This is a genomic window from Streptomyces sp. NPDC003379 (genome assembly GCF_053589195.1).
This window is the reverse complement of the sequence record NZ_JBSFRK010000015.1, coordinates 11,782-31,932: the sequence shown is the minus strand read 5'-3', so window position 1 is coordinate 31,932 and position 20,151 is coordinate 11,782. Positions and strand designations below refer to the sequence as shown.

Sequence of the window (20,151 nt, the reverse complement as noted above, 5' to 3'; positions counted from 1 at the left end):
CTTCCGTGGCATCGGCTCAGCCCTTGCGCAGCACCAGTTCCGTGTTCCGGTCGCCCGCGTCGCCGCCCAGCGCGGGCTTCGCGCCCGGGGCGTTGAAGGACAGTTCGCGGTAGAGCGCGGCCAGACCGGTCTGCGAGAGATCGGCGAAATCCGTGCGGTGCGGGGCGGCGGATTCGATGAGCGTGGTGAAGAGGGAGATCGTGCCGTCGTGGTTGTCGGTGAGTTCGACGACCCGTGCGAGCTGCGGGAAGTCGATGTGCGAGGCGGTGGAGACCTCCCAGAACGCGCCGTGCGGGGTGCGGTGCGGGGTGATCGCGTTCTTGTGGCTGTGGCCGTTGACCCAGGCAAGGACGGAGCGGTGGCGGCCGAGCAGGGCGCGTATCTCCTCACCGCCGTGCCGGGCCTCGTCGGGGCGTGCCGGGTCGTGTTGGAGGTTGCGCATGGTCCGGCTGGTGTGGTGGCTGAAGACGACGACGTACGAAGGTCCGCCGTCGCGCCGCTCATTGGCGGTCAGCTCGCGCTCCAGCCAGCGCAGCTGTGCGGTGCCGAGCGAGCCTTCGTAGTGGCCGCCGGGGTCGGTGCTGTCGAGGCTGATGCCGAGCACGTCGTCGCTGATGCGGAAGGAGTAGTACTGGGTGGCGGACGCGAGGTTCTCCTGGGTGTAGCCGTGGCCGACGGGGCCGCGGCCCGCGTGGGCGGGGTCCAGGTGCGCGCGGACGTACTCGGCGGGGGTGAAGGGCGCCCGGGATTCGTCCGGCGTGATGGACCGCATGCGCCGGGCCTCGCTCTTCAGGAGCTCCTTGTAGCGGGCGCCCTTGGGGTCGCGTCCCTTCTTGACGGCCTTCCACAGGGCGGCGCCCCGCGTCTCGTCGAGGGACATCAGCTTCCTCCCGCCGACCGCGAATTCGGTGAGGTACGAGTCCTTGGGCGCCCAGCAGCCGCCGGGCAGCGCGTCGTGGTTGCCGACCGTGGAGTACCAGGGCAGGCCGAGGCCGGGGCTGTTGACCTCGCGGATCGCGGCGTCGAGGAAGCCGTGCAGGCGCGGGAAGCCGCGCGTCTTGTCGGCGTCGCGCAGGGCGTCGTCCGGATGCCAGTACAGCTTGAGCCCGCTGTCCTGCACGCCTTCGTAGCGGCGCGGATCACCGGTGTTGGGGGTGATGCGGCCGCCGCTCATCACCTTGAGGTACCAGTCGAGTTCGGTGCGGGAGTTGTTGTCGGTGTTGTCGCCGGTCGTCACGACGCAGTGCAGCGGGGCTCCGGTGGCGGGCGCGCCGCGCAGGGCGTTGACGCGCTCGACGAGGGAGACCGCGCCGGCCACCGACAGGGACTCGTGCGGCCGCCAGGCGCTCGCGGTCTGCGCGCGCAGATACTCGTAGCGCAGGGGGTGTTGTACGTCGACGAGGTGCAGGTCGGTGAATTGCACGAACGCGGCGAGCGCGGTGCGCCGCCCCTCGCGCCCCGGTTTCGCCGCCGCGAGGTCGCCGCGCACCACGCGCCGCCAGGCGGGCCCGTCGCCGAGCCGCCGGTAGCCGGAGGTGCCGCGCGGGGCGGCGACGGTGAGCAGGGTGGTGCCGTTCTTGTACGGCATGAGGGGCGCGGCGGGCGCCTGCCGGGAGCGGGGCACGGTGGCGTGCTGGGCGGGTGTGCCGGGTGCGGCGTTGCCGGAGCCCGCGCCGGGGCCCAGCGCGTAGCCGATCCCGGCGGAGAGGGTGACCGCGCCGGTGGCGGCGAGGAGGGCGCGGCGGTCGAGGCGGCCGGCGGCGCCGGCCGTGGCCGAGGCGAGCCCCGCGGCGGCCGTGGCGGTTGCGGTGGCGACAGAGCGTGTGCGCGGCATGGCGCGGTCTCCCCGAGTGCGAACGCGTCGGCAGTGGTCGCGGGCTCCGGGGCCGGTGCGGCCCGCGAATTTCCCGCTCGTACTGGATCGTTGGCATCGGGGGTGACCTGTGTGTGAACGAGACCGCAACGGGCAGCGCCGATCACCGTACGTGTATCCCCGGGCACCCTGCGCGGTCACGCACTTCTCCCCGCATGGAGAGGAGGCGGTCACTCCGTGTTCATCTTCCGGGGAAGGGAAGGCGGGGACGACGACGTTGGGGGCGGGGGGCGACGACGCGGGGGCGCGGGTCAGTGCGCCGTGCCGAGGGCTCGGCCGCGGCCGTCGGCGGGGCGGGTGCGCCACAGTTCGAGGCCGATGTCGACGAGTCCGACGCGGTCGAGGTCCGGCACGGACTCAAGGGGGTGCCAGGCCGCGAGGTCCGTGGAGCCGTCGGTCTCGTGGCGGAGTTCGCCGCCGGTGACCCGCCCCTCGTACAGGATGCGCAGCCCGTGGAAGTCGGCGACGGCGCCGAGCCTGCGCGGGTAGCGGCGGCGCAGCGAGTCGACGCCGAGGAGGGTCACCGGTTCGACGACGTACCCGGTCTCCTCGTCGGCCTCGCGGATCACGGTGTCGTAGGGGTCCTCGCCGTGGTCCATGCCGCCCCCGGGCAGCGTCCAGCGTTTGCTGCCGTCGCCCGCCACCCAGCGGGCGAGCAGCACTTGTCCGTCGCGGACGCATACGGCGTAGGCCGCCACCCTCAGCTCCTTGTGCACAGACCGACGCTAGTCCCCATGGCCCGGATTGGCAGGAGAGTACTCCGGGTCGGACCAGCGCCAGGGGCTCGCGGAGCCGGTCTCGACCGCCTCGGTGAGGGTGAAGCGGACCGTGCGGGAGCCGTCGTCGGCGTGGTCGGTACGGGCGGTTCCGGTGAGTTGGAGGGTGGTGCCGTCTCTCCAGTCGAGGAAGAGGAGGCCCGCCCGGGGGTCGTCGTTGAGGTTGCCGAGGGACAGGAACATGGAGTTGCCGGGGTAGTCGTCCCATTCCAGTGCGGTCGGGGAAGTGACGCGTACGAAGCCGGGGTTGCCGCCGCGGTGCCCGACGTCGGCGCCGCGCGCGTGGACGGTGGCGAGGAAGAACGTGTCGCTCGCCGCGACGAAGGCGCGCTGGTCGCCGGTGAGGCGTGCGCCGCGCCACGGCTCGCCGGGGTTCTCCGGCCTTCTCCCCTCGTGCAGCGTCCGCTTCTGGAGGTATTTCGGGCAGTTGGCGAAGACCTGGTCGGCCTCGATCGCGAGGCCGCGGGGTGTGGGCCGGGACCTGCCGTTCAGGCGCATGCGGCGCCGGGTGCGCGGGTCGAGCGCGAGGGTGCCGACGGGGGTGTCCTCGTGGGCGAGGGCGGCGGCGAGCGGATCGGTGGCGCGCGGAGCACCCGCGACCGAGATCTGGCGGGGCCCAGTGGCCCGTACGAAACCGGGATCGCCGGTCAGCGGCGAGGCCCAGACGGTGCCCGCCCGGTCGGCGCCGCCGATCACCAGCATGGGCTGGATCTCCAGGAAGGCCGCGGCGACGGGGCGGATGCCCTGGCCGATGGACCGGCCCACGTGATCGGCGAGTTCGCGGACGCCGACCTTGTCCTGCACGGCGCGCGAGCCCTGGTGGTAGGGGCTCGGAGGGGCGTACGAAGCCACGGGGTGACCCTTCTTCTCGGGAAACCGGAGGGTGCGGAAGAAGCCGGAGGGCTTGGACGAAAACCGGGAGGCTCAGAAGAAGCCGCAGGTCGGCGCGGACTCCACGGGAGCGGTGGCGTCCTGCGCGCCGGACGTGCTGAAGATCTCCAGGCGCGTCCCGTCCGGATCGTGGAAGAAGATGCCGCCGGACGCCGCGCCCTCACCGTGCGGCACGACGCCCTCGTACGCGAACTCCACGCCGTACGCCCGCAGCGCGCTCTCGTACTCCCTGACCCGATCGATCGTGTCGACCTCGATCGCGAGGTGGTGCAGGCCCGCGTTGGTGGCGCAGTACGCGGCGTCCGCCTGCTGCCAGAGGGTGAGGACCGGCCGCGGGCCGTCCCCGAGGAAGGCGAAGCGGCGGCCGTCTTCCTTGCCCTCGCCGATGACTCCGTACCCGAGGACGTCGCGGTAGAAGGCGAGCGAACGCTCGATGTCCGTGACGTTCAGGCCGATGTGGCCGATGTGGCCGATGCGCGGAGCGGTGTCGGTGGAGGTGGTGGACGCGGTCATGACTCTCCCCTTGGTCGTAGGCGACCGCACCATACGACGCGGCCTAACCGTTGAAGTGGACGTTAGGGGTTAGGAGCAGCGTGCGTCAACCGGTCACGTACTCTTGAGCGGTTAGCGCTGAAGGGAGCACCCCATGCCCGCCGCCCCCCACGACCCCCGCCCGCTCACCGGCGAGCCCCTCTCCCTGGACCTGCTCAACACCCGCTGGATGCACGACGGCGTACGCCAGGACCTGCTGACCGGCACCGAAGGGCTCGCCGTCTGGCTCACGGCGAACGGTCTCGCCGAGCGGTTCGCCGCCGACGGCCCGACCCTGGAGCACGTGCTGCGCGCCCGCGACGCCCTGGCCACGGCCGTGGACCGTCCCGGCGACCCGGCGGGCGCGGTCCGCGTCGACCAGGTCCTCGGGCACGGCCGCATCCGCGCGAGGCTGACCTCCGAGGGGCCGGGCGAGGAGGCCGAGTTCGCGGACGCGACCTGGGGCGCGGCCTGGCTCGCCGCGCGCGACTACCTGAACCTCCTGGCCGCCGCGCCCGACCGGATCCGCGGCTGCGCCCACGACGCGTGCGTCCTGCACTTCTTCGACACCTCGCGGAACGGCACGCGCCGCTGGTGCTCCATGGCGGCCTGCGGCAACCGCGCGAAGGCGTCACGGCACTACGCCCGGTCGCGCGAGGCCTAGGCCCTAGGACCTGGGCCGGGTCCGCGCGGCGACCAGGCGGCCGGAAAGTTCCCGGCGCAAGTCCCCCTATACGCCGCCTTGTCCCCGATGGCGCATGGCGGAATTGCGCCATGCCCGATGACGGCGCGGACAACTCTCCCCAAACAGCAACCACTTACGTAAGGCTGAGCGGTCATCCGGTCCCGAATTCCGGACCGAATCGAAACCCTCCTCCCGACCTTACGTACAGGGATGCCGATGCCCAGATCCACATCCAGCGCGAGACCCGCGGTCTCAGGACGCGCGGCCCGCCTCGCGATAGCCGTCGGCCTGACCGCCGCGCTCTCCGCCACCGGGATACCCATGGCCCTCGCGGCCACCGGGGACGACCCCGTAGACGTGACCGAGGCGCCCAGGTCCTCGGGCGGCAAGCTCGGTGCGGCCGACGCCGACCTGCTCGCCGACGCCAAGGCGGACGGCGAGAAGACCGTCACGATGATGGTCGCCACCGCGCCCGGCGCCACCGAGCAGGTCGCCGACCAGCTCGACGGCGTCAAGGGCGGCTCGGTGGGCCGCACCTACGACAAGCTCGGCTACGTCCGCGCGACCGTGCCGACCGGCAGGGCCGACGCCGCGATCAAGTCCGCGGTGAAGCTGTCGTCCGTGCACGCCATCGATCTGCGCCACGAGATCGAGCTGGACGACCCGACCCCGGCCGCGGACCGCGCGAAGGGCGCCAAGCCCGCCGCCGAGGGGACCTACCCGGGGCCCGGCAGGAGCACCCCCGCGAAGAACCCGTACAACCCGTCCGCCGAGACGGGCGCCGTCGACTTCGTGAAGAAGCACCCGAAGGCCGACGGCCGCGGCATCACCATCGGCATCCTCGACTCCGGCATCGACCTCGGCCACCCGGCGCTGAAGAAGACCACCACCGGCGAGCGCAAGATCACCGACTGGGTGACGGCGACCGACCCGATCGTGGACGCGGACGGCACCTGGCGCCGTATGACCAACCCGGTCAGCGGCCCCGTCTTCACGTGGGACAGCGAGACGTGGAAGGCCCCGGCGGGCTCCTTCCAGGTCAACCGCTTCCGGGAGTCGGCCACCACCGGCGGCGACGCCAAGGGCGACATCAACCGCGACGGTGACACCACCGACAGCTGGGGTGTCCTGTACGACCCGGCGGCCGGCACCGGCGGCACGGTTCGCGTAGACCTGAACGACAACAACGACTTCACCGACGACGAGACGATGAAGCCGTACAAGGACGACCACCAGGTCGCCTACTTCGGCAAGGACGACCCGGCGACCGACGTCGTCGAGCGCGTCCCGTTCGTCGTCGAGATCCGCAAGGACGTGCCGACCGACCCGTACGGCGGTGACTGGGTCGGCAAGAAGGCCGACTTCGTCAACATCGGCGTCATCGAGTCCGAGCACGGCACGCACGTCGCGGGCATCACCGCGGCCAACGGCCTCTTCGGCGGCAAGATGAACGGCGCGGCCCCGGGCGCGAACCTCGTCTCGTCCCGCGCCTGCACCTGGACCGGCGGCTGCACCAACGTCGCCCTCACCGAGGGCATGATCGACCTCGTCACCAAGCGCGGCGTCGACATCGTCAACATGTCGATCGGCGGCCTCCCGGCCCTCAACGACGGCAACAACGCGCGCGCCGAGCTCTACAAGCGCCTCATCGACGAGTACGGCGTGCAGCTGGTGATCTCCGCGGGCAACTCCGGCCCCGGCGCGAACACCATCGGCGACCCGAGCCTCGCCGACAAGGTCATCTCGGTCGGCGCCGCCATCTCCAAGGAGACGTGGGCCGCCAACTACGGCTCCGCCGTGGAGAAGAAGTACGCGATGATGAACTTCTCCTCGCGCGGCCCGCGTGAGGACGGCGGCTTCGCGCCGATCATCTCGGCGCCCGGCTCGGCCATCAACACCACGCAGACCTGGCTGCCGGGCTCCCCGGTCACCGAGGCCGGCTACAAGCTCCCGGCCGGCTACTCGATGCTCCAGGGCACCTCGATGGCGTCCCCGCAGGCCGCGGGCGCCTCGGCGCTGCTGCTCTCCGCCGCCAAGCGCGAGCGCGTCGACCTCACCCCGGCGAAGCTGCGCACCGCCCTCACCTCCACCGCGAGCCACATCCGCGGAGAGCAGGCGTACGCGCAGGGCACCGGCCTGATCGACGTCGTCGACGCCTGGAACGCCATCGAGGACGGCGCGAAGGCCCACACGTACGCGGTGAAGGCCCCGGTCGACACCGCCCTTGAACAGGAGCTGAAGAAGCCCGGCACCGGCATCTACGACCGTGAGGGCGGCCTGAGGGCCGGCCAGAAGCGGACGTACGACGTCACGATCACCCGCACCTCGGGCCCGGACCGCGCCCTGCGCCACGAGCTGGACCTGGTCAAGAACCACGAGGGCACCTTCCGCCTCCTCGGCGACGGTGACGTGACGCTGCCGCTGAACGAGCCGGTCACCGTCAAGGTCCGGGCGAAGGCCAAGTCGGCCGGTCTGCACAGCGCGATCCTGACCGTGGACGACGAGCGCACCGAGGGCATCGACCAGCAGATCATGTCGACGGTCGTCGTCTCGGCGCCGCTCGCCGAGCCCTCGTACACGCACGCGGCCAAGGGCTCGGTGCAGCGCAACAGCACCAAGTCGTACTTCGTCACCGTGCCCAAGGGCGCCAAGTCCCTCGAAGTCGCCCTCGGCGGCCTGAAGGACAAGAGCCAGACGCGGTTCATCGCGGTGCACCCCTACGGTGTCCCGGTCGACTCCACGTCGTCGCTCGCCTGCTACCCGAACTACCCGAACCCCGCCAACACCTGCCGCCCCGACCTGCGTTCGTACGCGGAGCCGCAGGCCGGTGTCTGGGAGATCGAGGTCGAGTCGCGCCGCACGTCGCCGCTGCTCGACAACCCGTACGAGCTGAAGGTCTCCGCGCTCGGTGTCGACTTCGACCCGGCCGTGCAGACGGTCCCCGAGGCGAAGGCCGGCACCCCGGCGCCCGTCGCCTGGAAGGCCACCAACCGCTTCGCGGCGGTCGACGGCAAGCTGAAGGGCGGCTCGCTCGGCTCGTCGAAGTCGGCGCGGCCCAGCATCGCCCAGGACGCCACGCAGACCAGCACGGTGGTCGTGCCCACGGGCGCCGAGCGGCTCGACGTCGTCATCGGCTCGCCCGCGGACGTCGCCGCCGACCTGGATCTGACCGTCAAGAAGGACGGCGCGGTCGTCGGCTCGTCGGCGGCGGGCGACTCGGAGGAGTCCGTGAGCCTGACGAAGCCTGCCGCCGGTACGTACACGATCGAGGTCGTGGGCTACTCGGTGCCGACCGGCTCGACCGCGTACGACTACCGGGACGTGTTCTTCTCGGACGCGCTCGGCAAGGTGACGGTCGACGAGTCGAAGCGCGTGAAGCTCGGCAACGGCGACTCGGCGCAGGTCGAGGCGGCGGTCGAGGCGAAGGCGCCGGCCGCCGAGGGCCGTGAGCTGTTCGGCGAGGTGTCCCTGCTGAACGCGGGCGGCACGGTCGCCGGCAACGGCAGCGTGAAGATCGAGAAGGTCACGCCGTAACGGTGTGCCCTTCGGGCGCCGGACGGGCTCTGCGGAGCCTGTCCGGCGCTTTCTCTTTGGACCGCCCGTTCTATCTTGGCCCGCCCGTTTCTACGAGTCCATCCGCGTCTACCGGTCCATCCGCGTCTACCGGTCCGTCCGCGAGCCCCCGTCGCACTGGATCTTCCGTGAACCCGGCAGGGCCTTGAGGACCATGCGGCGCAGGCTGTCGCGGTCCTTGCCCATGGCCCAGTTGTCGGGATGGGCCTCGCCCCGGGGGATGGTGATCAGGACGCGGTCGCCCGTCTTCAGGCGCGGGTCGACGTCGTGGTCCATGGGGAAGCTGAGCGTGCCGTCCCCGGACTTCGGCTTGTAGTAGCGGGTCACGTCGAGCGTGACGCGGTCCCGCGCGGCGCCCGGTGCGGCGTCGACCGCCGTGACCGTGCCCTCCACGATGATCCGCGAGCACGCCACGAAGCCCTCCGGGGTGAGGTCCGCGTCCGCCCCGCCGTCGCCGTCCTGCCCACTCTCCCCGTCGGGCGCCGCCTCCTTCGCACTGCCCGCGCCCGCGTCGCGGCCTTCATCCGGCCCGGCGTCCACCACCAGCCAGGCGAGTCCGCCGACCATGGCGGCGGCCACCGTGGCGGCGACCGCGCCGAGAGCGGTGGCCACGTGGTTACGGGCCTTGCGCGGGGGCCTGAGCGGAACGACCGCCTCCGCAGAAGCGGCTGGCTCGGCAGGTGCGGCCGGCTCCGCGGGTGCGGCCGGCTCCGCAGGTGCGGCCGGCTCCGCAGGTGCGGCCGAGTCCGCAGGAACATCTGGCCCCGCAGGAGCGGGCGGGGACGTAGGAGCGGCCGGGGATGCAGCAACGTCTGGCCCCGCAGGAGCGGCCGAGGATGCAGGAGTGGCCGAGGATGTAGGAACGCCGGGCCCCGCAGGAGTGGCCGAGGATGCAGGAACGCCGGGCCCCGCAGGAGCGGCCGCGGATGCAGGGGCGGCCGGCTCGGCAGGAGCGGCCGAGTCCGCAGGAACGTCCGGCCCCGCAGGAGCGGCCGAGGACGCAGAAGCGGCCGAGGATGCGGGAACGCCGGGCCCCGCGGGAGCGGCCAGCCCCGCAGGAGCGGCCAGCCCCGCAGGAGCGGCCAGCCCCGCAGGAGCGGCTGGGAACGCAGGTGCGGCAGGAGCCGCCAGCGTTTCGCCCACGGCGGTGAGCCGCTCCCTCAGCAGGGCCACGTCCGCCAGGGCGGCCGCGTGCTCGGCGGCGAAGGTGGGGTCGCGCAGCGCTTCCTGGGGCACGGGCTCGTCCGTGATCGCCGCCATCAGCGCGTCGACGTCGTTCGAGTCCTTCTGGCCCCTCCGGCCCTTCCAGTCCTTCCGGCCCTTCCAGTCCTTCCAGTCCTTCCAGTCCTTCCAGTCCTTTCCGGCCACCGTCACACCACCTCGCCTTCGTGCAGCCGCGCCCGCAGGAGCCGTACCGCCGTGTGCAGCCTGCTCTTGACCGTGCCCTCCGGGATGCCCAGCTCTTCCGCTATCGCCCGCACCGGCAGATCGGCGTAGAAGCGCAGCACCACGACCTGCCGCTGGGCGTCCGGCAGCTCGCCGAGGCCCTGCGCCACCGCCATCGACAGCGCCCGCGACTCCGCGCCGTCCTCGTCGGTCGCCTCCCGCCACAGCACGGCGAGCCGCTGGCCGAGCCGCTCCTGCCTGCGCCGGGCCCGGTGCCAGTCCATGGCGAGGTTGGAGGCGACGACGGCCGCCCACGCCGAGACGTCCCGGGGAGCCTCGCGCCCGTCCGCGGCCCGTTCAAGAAGCTTCAGCCGGACCTGCTGCACCCCGTCCGGCAGGTCGCCGTGCGGCACCCCGCCGAGCGCGAGCACCGCCCGCACCCGGTTCTCCTGGGCCGCGTCCAGCGGGTCCGCGCCCTGCCGCTGTGGCGCGCGGCGCGCTTTCCTGCGCAGCAATGTGCCCCTCCCGTCCCCACGTTTCCCCTACGACGCCACAGCAGCCCGAAACGTTCGGGCGCGCGCCCGGCGTGTGTGGCGTCCCGCACCTCGGACAATGGATTGGACAACCCGGGCCTGGACAGACGCATCATGGAGCAACCCCAGGCCGAGGTCACGAGGCCGCACGCAATACGGAGGAAGTCCCTGTGAAGCTCGGAATCGTCGGAGCCACCGGTCAGGTCGGCAAGGTCATGCGCAAGATCCTCGTCGAGCGGAAGTTCCCCGTCGACGAGCTGCGCCTGTTCGCCTCGGCCCGCAGCGCCGGCACGGTGGTGGACGGCGTGACCGTCGAGGACGCCTCCACGGCCGACTACTCCGGCCTGGACATCGTGCTGTTCTCGGCCGGCGGCGCGACCTCCAAGGCGCTCGCCGAGCGGGTCGCCTCGCAGGGCGCCGTCGTGATCGACAACTCCTCCGCCTGGCGCATGGACCCCGAGGTGCCCCTCGTCGTCTCCGAGGTGAACCCGCACGCGGTGGCGGACCGCCCCAAGGGCATCATCGCCAACCCGAACTGCACGACGATGGCCGCGATGCCGGTTCTCAAGCCGCTGCACCTGGAGGCCGGTCTCGAAGCGCTGGTCGTCGCCACCTACCAGGCGGTGTCCGGTTCGGGCCTGGCCGGGGTGGACGAGCTGTTCGAGCAGGTCAAGAAGGTCGGCGAGGACGCCCCGAAGCTGACCCACGACGGCTCGGCGGTCGACTTCCCCGAGCCGGACAAGTACGTGGCGCCCATCGCGTACAACGTCCTGCCGATGGCGGGCTCCATCGTCGACGACGGTCTGAACGAGACCGACGAGGAGCAGAAGCTGCGCAACGAATCGCGCAAGATCCTGGAGATCCCGGAGCTGAAGGTCTCCGGCACCTGCGTGCGTGTGCCGGTCTTCACCGGCCACTCCCTCCAGGTCAACGCCCGCTTCGCGCGTCCACTGAGCCCCGCGCGCGCCACCGAGCTGCTCTCCTCGGCCGAGGGCGTCGTCGTCACGGACGTGCCGACCCCGCTGGTCGCCGCGGGCAAGGACGACTCCTTCGTGGGCCGCATCCGGAGCGACGAGACGGTCGAGAACGGCCTCGCGTTCTTCATCTCCGACGACAACCTCCGCAAGGGCGCGGCGCTGAACGCCGTACAGATCGCGGAGCTGGTCGCGGCGGAGCTCAGGGCCTGACGATCAGTTCGTACGTTCGACGGGGGCGGTCACCTCTGCAACGGTGGCCGTCCCTTTGGTGGCCGTCCCTTTCGCGTACGCCACGGCGGCCAGCGCGAGCGCGGCGAGGCCGCCGCCCAGCCACAGCACGTCTCCGGCGCCACGGCTGTCCGCGACCCGGCCGCCGGCGAACGCGCCCAGCGCGATCGCCACGTTGAAGACCCCGGCGAAGAGCGCCGACGCCGCCTCGCGGGCGTGCGGCGCGGCGGCCATCACCCAGTTCTGGGCGGAGACCGAGACCCCGCCGTACGCCAGGCCCCACGCCACGAGCAGCGCCACCGTCGCGGCGAGCGAGCCGCCCGCGGGCACCAGCAGGAGCACGACCGCGCCGAGCCCCGCGCTGATGGCGAGCAGCGCCCGGCGCGGATCGCGGGCCGCGACGGCGCCGCCCGCGAAGTTGCCGACGATGCCGGCCGTTCCGTAGGCGAGCAGCAGCCCGCTGATCAGCCCCGCGCCGATGCCGGGCACCCGCTCCAGGACGGGACGTACGTAGGTGTACGCGGCGAAGTGCCCGGTGACCAGGAGTGTGACGGCGAGCAGCCCGGCCCGCAGCCGCCCGATGCGCAGCAGGTCCGCGAAGGCGCCGATCCTGACGCCCTCGCGGGCGGGCAGCTCCGGCAGGACCGCGACGAGCAGCGCCGCGACCGCCAGGGCGAGCGCGGCGAGGACCGCGAATCCCCAGCGCCAGCCCGACAGTTCACCGAGGAGTGTGCCCGCGGGGACGCCGAGGACGGACGCCACGGCGATCCCGCTGAAGATCACCGCGGTGGCGCGCCCGGCGTCCTCCTCGCGGGCAAGACGTACCCCGAGGCCGGCCGCGATGGCCCACACGCCGCCGATGCAGACGCCCACCAGGACGCGTGCGGCGAGCAGGACGCCGAAGGCCGGGGCGAGCGCGGAGGCGAGATTGGCGGCGGCGAGCAGCACCATCAGCGCGCACAGGACCGTACGCCGGTCCGCGCGCCGCACCGCGACGGGCAGCAGCAGGGCGGCGAGCGCCGCGACGAGGCCGGGCAGGGTGACGGCGAGGCCCGCGGTGCCGTCGGAGACGTGCAGGCCCGAGCCGATGGAGGTGAGGAGGCCGACGGGGAGCATCTCCGTGGTGACGACGGAGAAGGTGGCGGTGGCGACCGCGACGACGGCGAGGCCGCCGCCCCGCTGTCGCGGCAACGTTTCGTGCGGTGTGGGGAGTTGGGTGCTCTGTGACATGACATCCACCCTGTGCCGCGGCCGGGCGGGGAACAACGCGGAAGATCTCATCCTTGTATGAGCCAGGCTCATTGATGCATCACATGCATCGATGCTTATCAGCGGGGGTTGCGCGGAAGTGAACGGGCTGGAGATCCGGGAGCTCGAATGCTTCCTCGTGCTCGCCGAGGAGCTGCACTTCGGGCGGACGGGCGAGCGGCTGTACGTCTCGCAGAGCCGCGTCAGTCAGCTGCTCGCCGCGCTGGAGCGCCGGATCGGCGCCCGGCTCGTCGAGCGTACGAGCCGCCGGGTCCGGCTGACCCCGCTCGGCGAGCGCTTCCTCACCGAACTACGTCCTTCGTACGACGCGTTGGCGTCGACCGTCGAACGGGCGAGGGCGGCGGCGCGGGGCATCGAGGGCACGCTGCGGATCGGCTTCCAGGGGACCGCGGACGCCTGCCTGATGGGGGCCATCGCGGCCTTCCAGGAGCGGCATCCCGCCTGCGTGACGGAGATCGTGGAGATCCCCTTCGCCGACCCGTTCGGGGCGGTGCGCCACGGTGACGTGGACGCGGCGATCGTCCTGCTGCCGGTCGCCGAGCCGGATCTGGTCCTCGGCCCGGTCTTCTCCAGCGAGCGGCAGACCGTCGCCGTCTCGGTGCGGCACGCCTTCGCGGGGCGGGTCTCGCTCGCCGCGGCGGAGCTGAGGGAGACCCCGCTGATCGCGGCGACCGCGCCGGCACCCGCGTACTGGCGTACGGCGCACGCCCCGTCCGGCGTCCCCGCCCCAGCGGTCCGCACGCTCCAGGAGGGGCTGACGCTGGTGGCGGCGGACCGGGGCGCGATGCTGCTGTGCCGTCCGACGGCGGAGTACCACGGCCGCAAGGACGTCGTCTTCGTGCCGGTCGACGGGCTGCCGGACTCGGTGCTCGGCATGGTGTGGCACCGGGACGGGGAGACGGCGCGGGTACGGGAGTTCGCACGGGCGCTCACCGGTGATGACGTGGGCTGATCAGGCGGCCCTGCGGACCTCGAAGTGGAAGCAGCCGTACTCCACGGCGCGGACGTGCACGAGGGCGACCTCCGGGTCGGCGAAGGCCTCCGCGAACGCGGCGTCGAACCCTTCCGTCTCCTCCTCGGGTATCTCCAGCAGCCGCCCGCCGACGATCCGCCCCTCGGCGTCGTAACGACGGATCGTGCGCAGGGCCCCGGCCCTGGAGAAGGGGTAGCCGTCACGCTCCTCGGCGGGCCCCTCGCAGGGGTCGGCGTGGATGAAGACGGGTCCCTGCTCGTCGTAGGCACCGGGACGCGCGCCGCTCTCGGCGGCCCAGCGGCGCAGGGGCGCGTAGGAGACGAGCGCGACGCGCTCACCGGGCGCGACGGGCCGCAGACAGCACCGCAGCGGGTGGCCGCCCTCCGGGTCGACGTACGGGACGCAGGGCTGCCCCGCGTCGTCGACGTCACGGAGCCGGGTGAGGGCGTCGGGGGTGATGGCGAGAGGGGTGTGAGAGGTGGTGGTCATGGGGCCGAGCCTCGCGCGTGGGACGGGGGCGGGGCTGGCGGTTTCCGGACGTCGCGCTGACGGGGCTGCCGGCCTGACCGGTGCGGGGAATTCAAGCCGTCCGGCGCTGGAGAGCGGAATTCAAGCCGTCCGGCACTGAGGAACGGGATTCAAGCCTGTCCGGCGTTTGAGGACGAACTCGGCGAAGCCGGTGATCGACCGAGCCAAGAGCGAGCCGCACCGCTCAGGGCCAGAGGCCGTCCCCCGTCGTTCTGCGGTAGGCCGCGTCCAGCGCCCCCAGCTCCTCCGGGGTCATAACGTCCTCCACCCGGTCGAAGCCGTCGGGCGCCCGCTCCGCGACCGTCTGGAGGACACGGTCGGCCGGCATGTCCCGGTTGGCGAGGACGATCGCGTTGACCGGCTCCCTGCGCACCTCCTCGTAGGCCCGCAGCCCCGCCTCCCGGTCCGGCGAGGCGTACGCGAGGCAGCGGGCGAGGACGCAGGCGTCGAGGATCGCCTGGGAGCCGCCGTTGGACCCCACCGGGTACATGGGGTGCGCCGCGTCGCCGAGCAGGGTGACGGGACCCCGGCCCCAGCGGGCCAGCGGATCCCTGTCGACCATGGGGTACTCCAGGATGTGCCGCGTGGCGGAGAGCATCGCGGGCACGTCGAGGTCGCCGATGCGCCACCCCGCGTAGTACGGCAGCACGTCCGAGAGCCGCCCGGAGCGGTTCCAGTCGGCGGGCCCCGCCATCGCGTGGTGGTGGGCCCGCGGGAACCGCACCTCCGCCACCCAGTTGAGCACGTCCCGGCCCCGCTCCTGGGCCGGCCGCGAGATCGGGTAGACGACGAGCTTGGCGGCGGCGTTGCTGCCCGCCACCGCGACCGTCCGCCCGCCGAGCACGGGATGCCACTCGGTGACGCCGCGCCACATCCGGATGCCGTTCCACAGCGGCGGCCCCTCGCCGGGGTGCAGCATGGCCCGTACCGCCGAGTGCAGCCCGTCCGCCCCGACCAGGGCCCGCGCCCCCACCGCGTACTCCCTGCCGCGCGCCATGTCCCGCAGGATCACCCGCAGCGCGCTCCCCTCGCTCTCGGCGAGGCGCACGAAGGCGGTGCCGGTGCGCACCGCCTGGTCGCCGAGCCGGTCGCGCACCGCGTCGAGCAGGAGGAGGTGGAGGGCGCCGCGGTGCAGGGAGTACTGCGGCCAGTGGTGGCCGAGCGCGAGGCCGCGCGGCTCGCCCCAGATGCGGTTGCCGTGCCGGTCGAAGTGGACCATGGCGTCGGGCGCCACCGCGGTCGCGGCCAGCTCACCGCCGAGCCCCAGCTCGGTCAACTCCCGTACGGCGTGCGGCAGCAGATTGATCCCCACGCCGACCGGGCGCAGCTCGTCCATGGCGTCCACGACGCGTACGCCGATGCCCGCCGCGTGCAGGCCGAGCGCGGCGGTGAGCCCTCCGATGCCCGCGCCCGCCACCAGTACGTCGATCATGGCTGCCGTACGGACGGCCCGGCGCGGCCCGCCCTCTCGATCCCCAGCATCTCCCACATCCCCCTGTGGTCCCTGTGGCCGCACGCCCGGCAGGTGGCCGGAGCCCCGGGCCGAAGCCCCGTGGCCGGGACGCCGTGGTCGATGCCGTGGTCGAGGCCGTGGTCGGCGGCCTGCCCGGCCGGGGCGGTCGCGCGGAGCGTAGCGGCACGGCAGCGGTAGAACAATGGTCCGGGCGGGCGGGCGAACCCGCATGGAAGGATGGCCGGAAACACCACAAGTCGCACCCCGAAGAACCCGCACAGAACCCCCGTACCGAACCCGTACCGAACCCCCGTACCGAACCCCTGTACCAAACCCGTACCCGAGGAGATGACCGCGTGCCCGGCACCAATCTGACCCGCGAAGAAGCGCAGCAGCGGGCGAAGCTGCTGACCGTTGACTCGTACGAGATCGACCTCGATCTCTCCGGAGCACAGGAGGGAGGCACCTACCGGTCCGTGACCACGGTGCGCTTCGACTCCGCGGAGGCGGGCGCGGAGACCTTCATCGACCTGGTGGCCCCCGCGGTCCACGAGGTCGTCCTGAACGGCCGCTCCCTGGACGTGGCCGCGGTGTTCCGCGACGCGCGCATCGCGCTGAAGCACCTGGAGGCGGGCCCCAACGAGCTGAAGGTCGTCGCCGACTGCGACTACACCAACACCGGTGAGGGCCTGCACCGCTTCGTCGACCCGGTCGACCAGCAGGCGTACCTCTACACGCAGTTCGAGGTGCCCGACGCGCGCCGCGTCTTCGCGAGCTTCGAGCAGCCGGACCTGAAGGCGACCTTCCAGTTCACGGTGAAGGCGCCGAGCGGCTGGACGGTCGTCTCCAACTCGCCGACGCCCGAGCCGAAGGGTGACGTCTGGTTCTTCGAGCCGACGCCGCGCATCTCCTCGTACATCACGGCCCTGATCGTCGGTCCCTACCACTCGGTGCACTCCTCGTACGAGGGTCCGAACGGCCAGTCGGTGCCGCTCGGCATCTACTGCCGCCCCTCGCTCGCCGAGTTCCTCGACTCGGACGCGATCTTCGAGGTGACGCGGCAGGGGTTCGACTGGTTCCAGGAGAAGTTCGACTACGCGTACCCGTTCGCGAAGTACGACCAGCTCTTCGTGCCGGAGTTCAACGCGGGCGCGATGGAGAACGCGGGCGCGGTGACCATCCGCGACCAGTACGTGTTCCGTTCCAAGGTGACGGACGCGGCGTACGAGACGCGTGCGGAGACCATCCTCCACGAGCTGGCCCACATGTGGTTCGGCGACCTGGTGACGATGGAGTGGTGGAACGACCTCTGGCTGAACGAGTCGTTCGCGACGTACACGTCCATCGCCTGCCAGGCGTACGCGGAGGGCTCGCGCTGGCCGCACTCCTGGACGACGTTCGCCAACTCCATGAAGACATGGGCGTACCGCCAGGACCAGCTGCCGTCGACGCACCCGATCATGGCGGACATCCGCGACCTCGACGACGTCCTCGTCAACTTCGACGGCATCACGTACGCGAAGGGCGCGAGCGTCCTCAAGCAGCTCGTCGCCTACGTCGGCATGGACGAGTTCTTCCGGGGCGTGCAGGCGTACTTCAAGCGGCACGCGTTCGGCAACACGCGCCTGTCCGACCTGCTCGGCGCCCTTGAGGAGACCAGCGGGCGCGACCTGAGGACGTGGTCGAAGAAGTGGCTGGAGACGGCGGGCATCAACGTGCTGCGCCCGGTCGTGGACGTCGACACGCGGGGCGTCATCACGTCCTTCGCCGTCAAGCAGGAGGCTCCCGCGCTGCCCGCGGGCGCGAAGGGCGAGCCGACGCTGCGGCCGCACCGGATCGCGATCGGCCTCTACGACGTGGACGAGGCGTCCGGCAAGCTGGTCCGCACGGAGCGCGTGGAGCTGGACGTCGACGGTGAACTGACGGCGGTCGACGCGCTGGTGGGCAAGGCCCGCCCGGCGGTGATCCTCCTCAACGACGACGACCTCTCGTACGCGAAGGTCCGCCTGGACAGCGAGTCCCTCGCCTTCGTCACGGACCACATCGGCGACTTCGAGGCGTCGCTGCCGCGGGCGCTGTGCTGGGCCTCGGCCTGGGACATGACGCGCGACGCGGAACTCCCGACGCGGGACTACCTCTCCCTGGTCCTGTCCGGCATCGGCAAGGAGTCCGACATCGGCGTCGTGCAGTCGCTGCACCGGCAGGTGAAGCTGGCGCTCGACCTGTACGCGGCGCCGGCGGGCCGCGAGGCGGCGCTGGCGCGCTGGACGGAGGCGGCCCTGGCCCACCTCCGCTCGGCGGTACCGGGCAGCGACCACCAGCTGGCGTGGGCACGGGCCTTCGCGGCGACGGCCCGCACGGACGCCGAACTCTCGCTCCTGGAGCGGCTGCTCGACGGCACGGAGTCGATCGACGGCCTGGCCGTCGACACGGAACTCCGCTGGGCGTTCGTGAGCCGGCTCGCGGCGACGGGACGCCTCGACGAGGCGGGGATCGCGGCGGAGCTGGAGCGGGACAAGACGGCCGCGGGCGAACGCCACGCGGCGTCGGCGCGGGCGGCGCGGCCTACGGAGGAGGCCAAGGCCGAGGCGTGGGCCTCGGTCGTGGAGTCCGACTCCCTGCCCAACGCGATCCAGGAGGCGGTGATCGGCGGCTTCGTCCAGACGGACCAGCGGGAGCTGCTGGCGCCTTATGCCGAGAAGTTCTTCGCCGCGGTCAAGGAGGCGTGGGACTCCCGCTCCCACGAGATGGCCCAGCAGATCGCCATCGGCCTCTACCCGACCCTCCAGGTCTCCCAGTCCACCCTGGACGCCACGGACACCTGGCTCGCCTCGGCGAACCCGTCATCGGCCCTGCGCCGCCTGATCACGGAGTCGCGGGCGGGGGTGGAGAGGGCGCTTCGGGCACGGGCCGTCGACGCGTAGCCCTCGGGCCGGGCGGGGGGGGGCGGTTCCTCTTGGGCTCCGGTCGGGGGTCTGCCGGGGTTTCCCGGCGGGTCTGCCGGTGGCGATGACTCGCCGTCATCGACTGCGGGCCGTCGCCCACGACCCCGCCGCTGCGCGGCGGCCGTCTCCCACCCACCCACCCGTTCACCCCGCATGGGCCGGGAACCCTCCCGGCCCCCGACAGCTCTCGGCCGCGGGCCAACGGGTGGGTCGGGTGGGAACGACCCGCGGGCGACGACACGTCCACCTGACGGATGCCGGGCAACGGGCGGGTGGGTGGGAAACGACCGCGCGCAGCGCGGAACAGGGCAGGGACAACCCGCAGACGACAACACGGCAACCTGACAGACGCCGGGCAACGGGCAGGCGGGTGGGAAACGACCGCGCGCAGCGCGGGACAGGGCGGGGACGACCCGCGGGCGACGACACGGCAACCTGACAGACGCCGGGCAACGGGCGGGTGGGTGGGAAACGACCGCGCGCAGCGCGAAACAGGACGGGGACAACCCGCAGACGACAACACGGCAACCTGACAGACGCCGGGCAACGGGCAGGCTGGACACGCGGTGCCCGTGGCGGGCAGTGGGTGGCGGGGGCTACGGCACGGGCCGCCCCGGGACCGCCGCGCGGAGGGCGTGGAGGACACGGGAGACGGCCGCCCCTCCGGCGGCCCCACACCGCACCGCGGCCACCACATGCCGCCGAGGCCGCTCCGCCCCCAGATCCCGCATGACGACGCCGTCACGGCGTACCGCCGCCATCCGCGGCACCAGCGCCACCCCCATCCCCGCCTCCACCATCGCGAGGATCGCCGTCCACCCGGACGCGGAATGCGCCTGCTCCGGCGTGAACCCGGCCCCTTCGCACGCCGCCCGCGTGATCTCCGACCAGGGCCCGCTGCCCCCGAAGATCCACGGCTCCCCGGCCAGATCAGCGAGCCGGAGACCGTCCGCCGCCGCCAGCGGATGGCCGCCGGGCAGGGCCACGTCCAGCGGGTCGGCGACGAGCGACTCCCGGGTGAAGCGGGTGTCCGCGTCGGGCGACGCGGGCGCCTGCACCGCGAGGGACAGGGCGACGTCCACCTCTCCGGCGGCGAGAAGTTCGTACGCCTGTGCCGCCTCGGTCTCCCGTACGCGTACGGAGATCCCCGGCGCCGCCTCCCGCAGCGCCCGCACCGCGGGCACGACGAGCGCGGGCACGGCGGTGGAGAAGGCCCCGACCCGCACCTCCCCCGCCTCGCCCTGCGCATACGCGGCCAACTCCGCGTCGGCCCGCTCCAGTTGGGCGAAGACCGCTTCCGCGTGCCGCAGCACGAGGTGCGCCGCGTCGGTGAGCCTGACCCGGCGGCCGTGGGCCTCCAGAAGCGGTACGCCCAGCTGCTTGGCGAGGTTGGACAGTTGCTGCGACACCGCCGAGGGCGTCATCCGCAGCACCTGCGCCGTCGCCGTGACGGTGCCCCGCTCGCTCAACGTGCGCAGGATCTGCAGCTTCTTGATGTCCCACTCGCTCATGGAGCCAACGTACCGACTG

At 72.5% G+C, this 20,151-nt stretch carries 15 protein-coding genes; 5 read left to right on the top strand and 10 right to left on the bottom strand.

The window, feature by feature from the left end; genetic code table 11:
• Positions 1–16: 16 nt before the first annotated feature.
• From ACWDVB_RS16645 to ACWDVB_RS16630, 4 genes are all read right to left on the bottom strand, one after another.
• Positions 17–1,834 carry a TIGR03767 family metallophosphoesterase gene (locus tag ACWDVB_RS16645; protein WP_451513198.1) on the bottom strand — a complete coding sequence of 606 codons (1,818 nt, stop codon included), beginning with the start codon at positions 1,832–1,834 and terminating at the stop codon, positions 17–19.
• A 290-nt stretch (positions 1,835–2,124) separates the two neighbouring features.
• Complete coding sequence (locus ACWDVB_RS16640; protein ID WP_451513199.1) at positions 2,125–2,589, bottom strand: NUDIX hydrolase; 465 nt, start codon at positions 2,587–2,589, stop codon at positions 2,125–2,127.
• A 9-nt stretch (positions 2,590–2,598) separates the two neighbouring features.
• Positions 2,599–3,501, bottom strand: coding sequence for a pyridoxamine 5'-phosphate oxidase family protein (locus ACWDVB_RS16635; RefSeq protein ID WP_451513200.1), 903 nt, complete (start codon positions 3,499–3,501; stop codon positions 2,599–2,601).
• Between the two features lie 72 nt (positions 3,502–3,573).
• Positions 3,574–4,053, bottom strand: coding sequence for a VOC family protein (locus ACWDVB_RS16630; RefSeq protein WP_451513201.1), 480 nt, complete (start codon positions 4,051–4,053; stop codon positions 3,574–3,576).
• A 133-nt stretch (positions 4,054–4,186) separates the two neighbouring features.
• On the opposite strand from ACWDVB_RS16630, the gene ACWDVB_RS16625 reads away from it, so the two are divergent.
• Positions 4,187–4,735, top strand: a complete 549-nt coding sequence (locus ACWDVB_RS16625; protein ID WP_451513202.1) for a CGNR zinc finger domain-containing protein — start codon at positions 4,187–4,189, stop codon at positions 4,733–4,735.
• Between the two features lie 237 nt (positions 4,736–4,972).
• A complete protein-coding gene (locus ACWDVB_RS16620) occupies positions 4,973–8,290 on the top strand; it encodes a S8 family serine peptidase (RefSeq protein ID WP_451513203.1) in 3,318 nt (1,105 codons plus the stop codon).
• 126 nt (positions 8,291–8,416) lie between these two features.
• Here ACWDVB_RS16620 and ACWDVB_RS16615 read toward each other — a convergent pair whose 3' ends face one another.
• Together ACWDVB_RS16615 and ACWDVB_RS16610 are read right to left on the bottom strand one after the other, a co-directional pair.
• Complete coding sequence (locus ACWDVB_RS16615) at positions 8,417–8,941, bottom strand: hypothetical protein (protein WP_451513204.1); 525 nt, start codon at positions 8,939–8,941, stop codon at positions 8,417–8,419.
• Positions 8,942–9,699: 758 nt separating this feature from the next.
• Positions 9,700–10,230 (bottom strand): RNA polymerase sigma factor, encoded by a 531-nt coding sequence (locus tag ACWDVB_RS16610; RefSeq protein ID WP_451513205.1) that lies wholly within the window; start codon positions 10,228–10,230, stop codon positions 9,700–9,702.
• Between the two features lie 188 nt (positions 10,231–10,418).
• Here ACWDVB_RS16610 and ACWDVB_RS16605 point away from each other — a divergent pair, with 188 nt between their 5' ends.
• Positions 10,419–11,435 (top strand): aspartate-semialdehyde dehydrogenase, encoded by a 1,017-nt coding sequence (locus ACWDVB_RS16605; protein WP_451513206.1) that lies wholly within the window; start codon positions 10,419–10,421, stop codon positions 11,433–11,435.
• Positions 11,436–11,438: 3 nt separating this feature from the next.
• Here ACWDVB_RS16605 and ACWDVB_RS16600 read toward each other — a convergent pair whose 3' ends face one another.
• Positions 11,439–12,683 (bottom strand): MFS transporter, encoded by a 1,245-nt coding sequence (locus ACWDVB_RS16600; protein WP_451513207.1) that lies wholly within the window; start codon positions 12,681–12,683, stop codon positions 11,439–11,441.
• A 118-nt stretch (positions 12,684–12,801) separates the two neighbouring features.
• Between ACWDVB_RS16600 and ACWDVB_RS16595 the strand changes: the two genes are divergently transcribed.
• Positions 12,802–13,674, top strand: coding sequence for a LysR family transcriptional regulator (locus ACWDVB_RS16595; RefSeq protein ID WP_451513208.1), 873 nt, complete (start codon positions 12,802–12,804; stop codon positions 13,672–13,674).
• Here the strand turns inward: ACWDVB_RS16595 and ACWDVB_RS16590 are convergent, their stop codons facing one another.
• Together ACWDVB_RS16590 and ACWDVB_RS16585 are read right to left on the bottom strand one after the other, a co-directional pair.
• A complete protein-coding gene (locus tag ACWDVB_RS16590; protein WP_451513209.1) occupies positions 13,675–14,184 on the bottom strand; it encodes a DUF1203 domain-containing protein in 510 nt (169 codons plus the stop codon).
• Positions 14,185–14,407: 223 nt separating this feature from the next.
• Positions 14,408–15,655 carry a flavin-dependent oxidoreductase gene (locus ACWDVB_RS16585; RefSeq protein ID WP_451513210.1) on the bottom strand — a complete coding sequence of 416 codons (1,248 nt, stop codon included), beginning with the start codon at positions 15,653–15,655 and terminating at the stop codon, positions 14,408–14,410.
• A gap of 377 nt (positions 15,656–16,032) precedes the next feature.
• On the opposite strand from ACWDVB_RS16585, the gene pepN reads away from it, so the two are divergent.
• A complete protein-coding gene (pepN, locus tag ACWDVB_RS16580) occupies positions 16,033–18,600 on the top strand; it encodes an aminopeptidase N (protein WP_451513211.1) in 2,568 nt (855 codons plus the stop codon).
• A 617-nt stretch (positions 18,601–19,217) separates the two neighbouring features.
• Here pepN and ACWDVB_RS16575 read toward each other — a convergent pair.
• Positions 19,218–20,132 carry a LysR family transcriptional regulator gene (locus tag ACWDVB_RS16575; protein WP_451518032.1) on the bottom strand — a complete coding sequence of 305 codons (915 nt, stop codon included), beginning with the start codon at positions 20,130–20,132 and terminating at the stop codon, positions 19,218–19,220.
• Between the last annotated feature and the right edge of the window lie 19 nt (positions 20,133–20,151).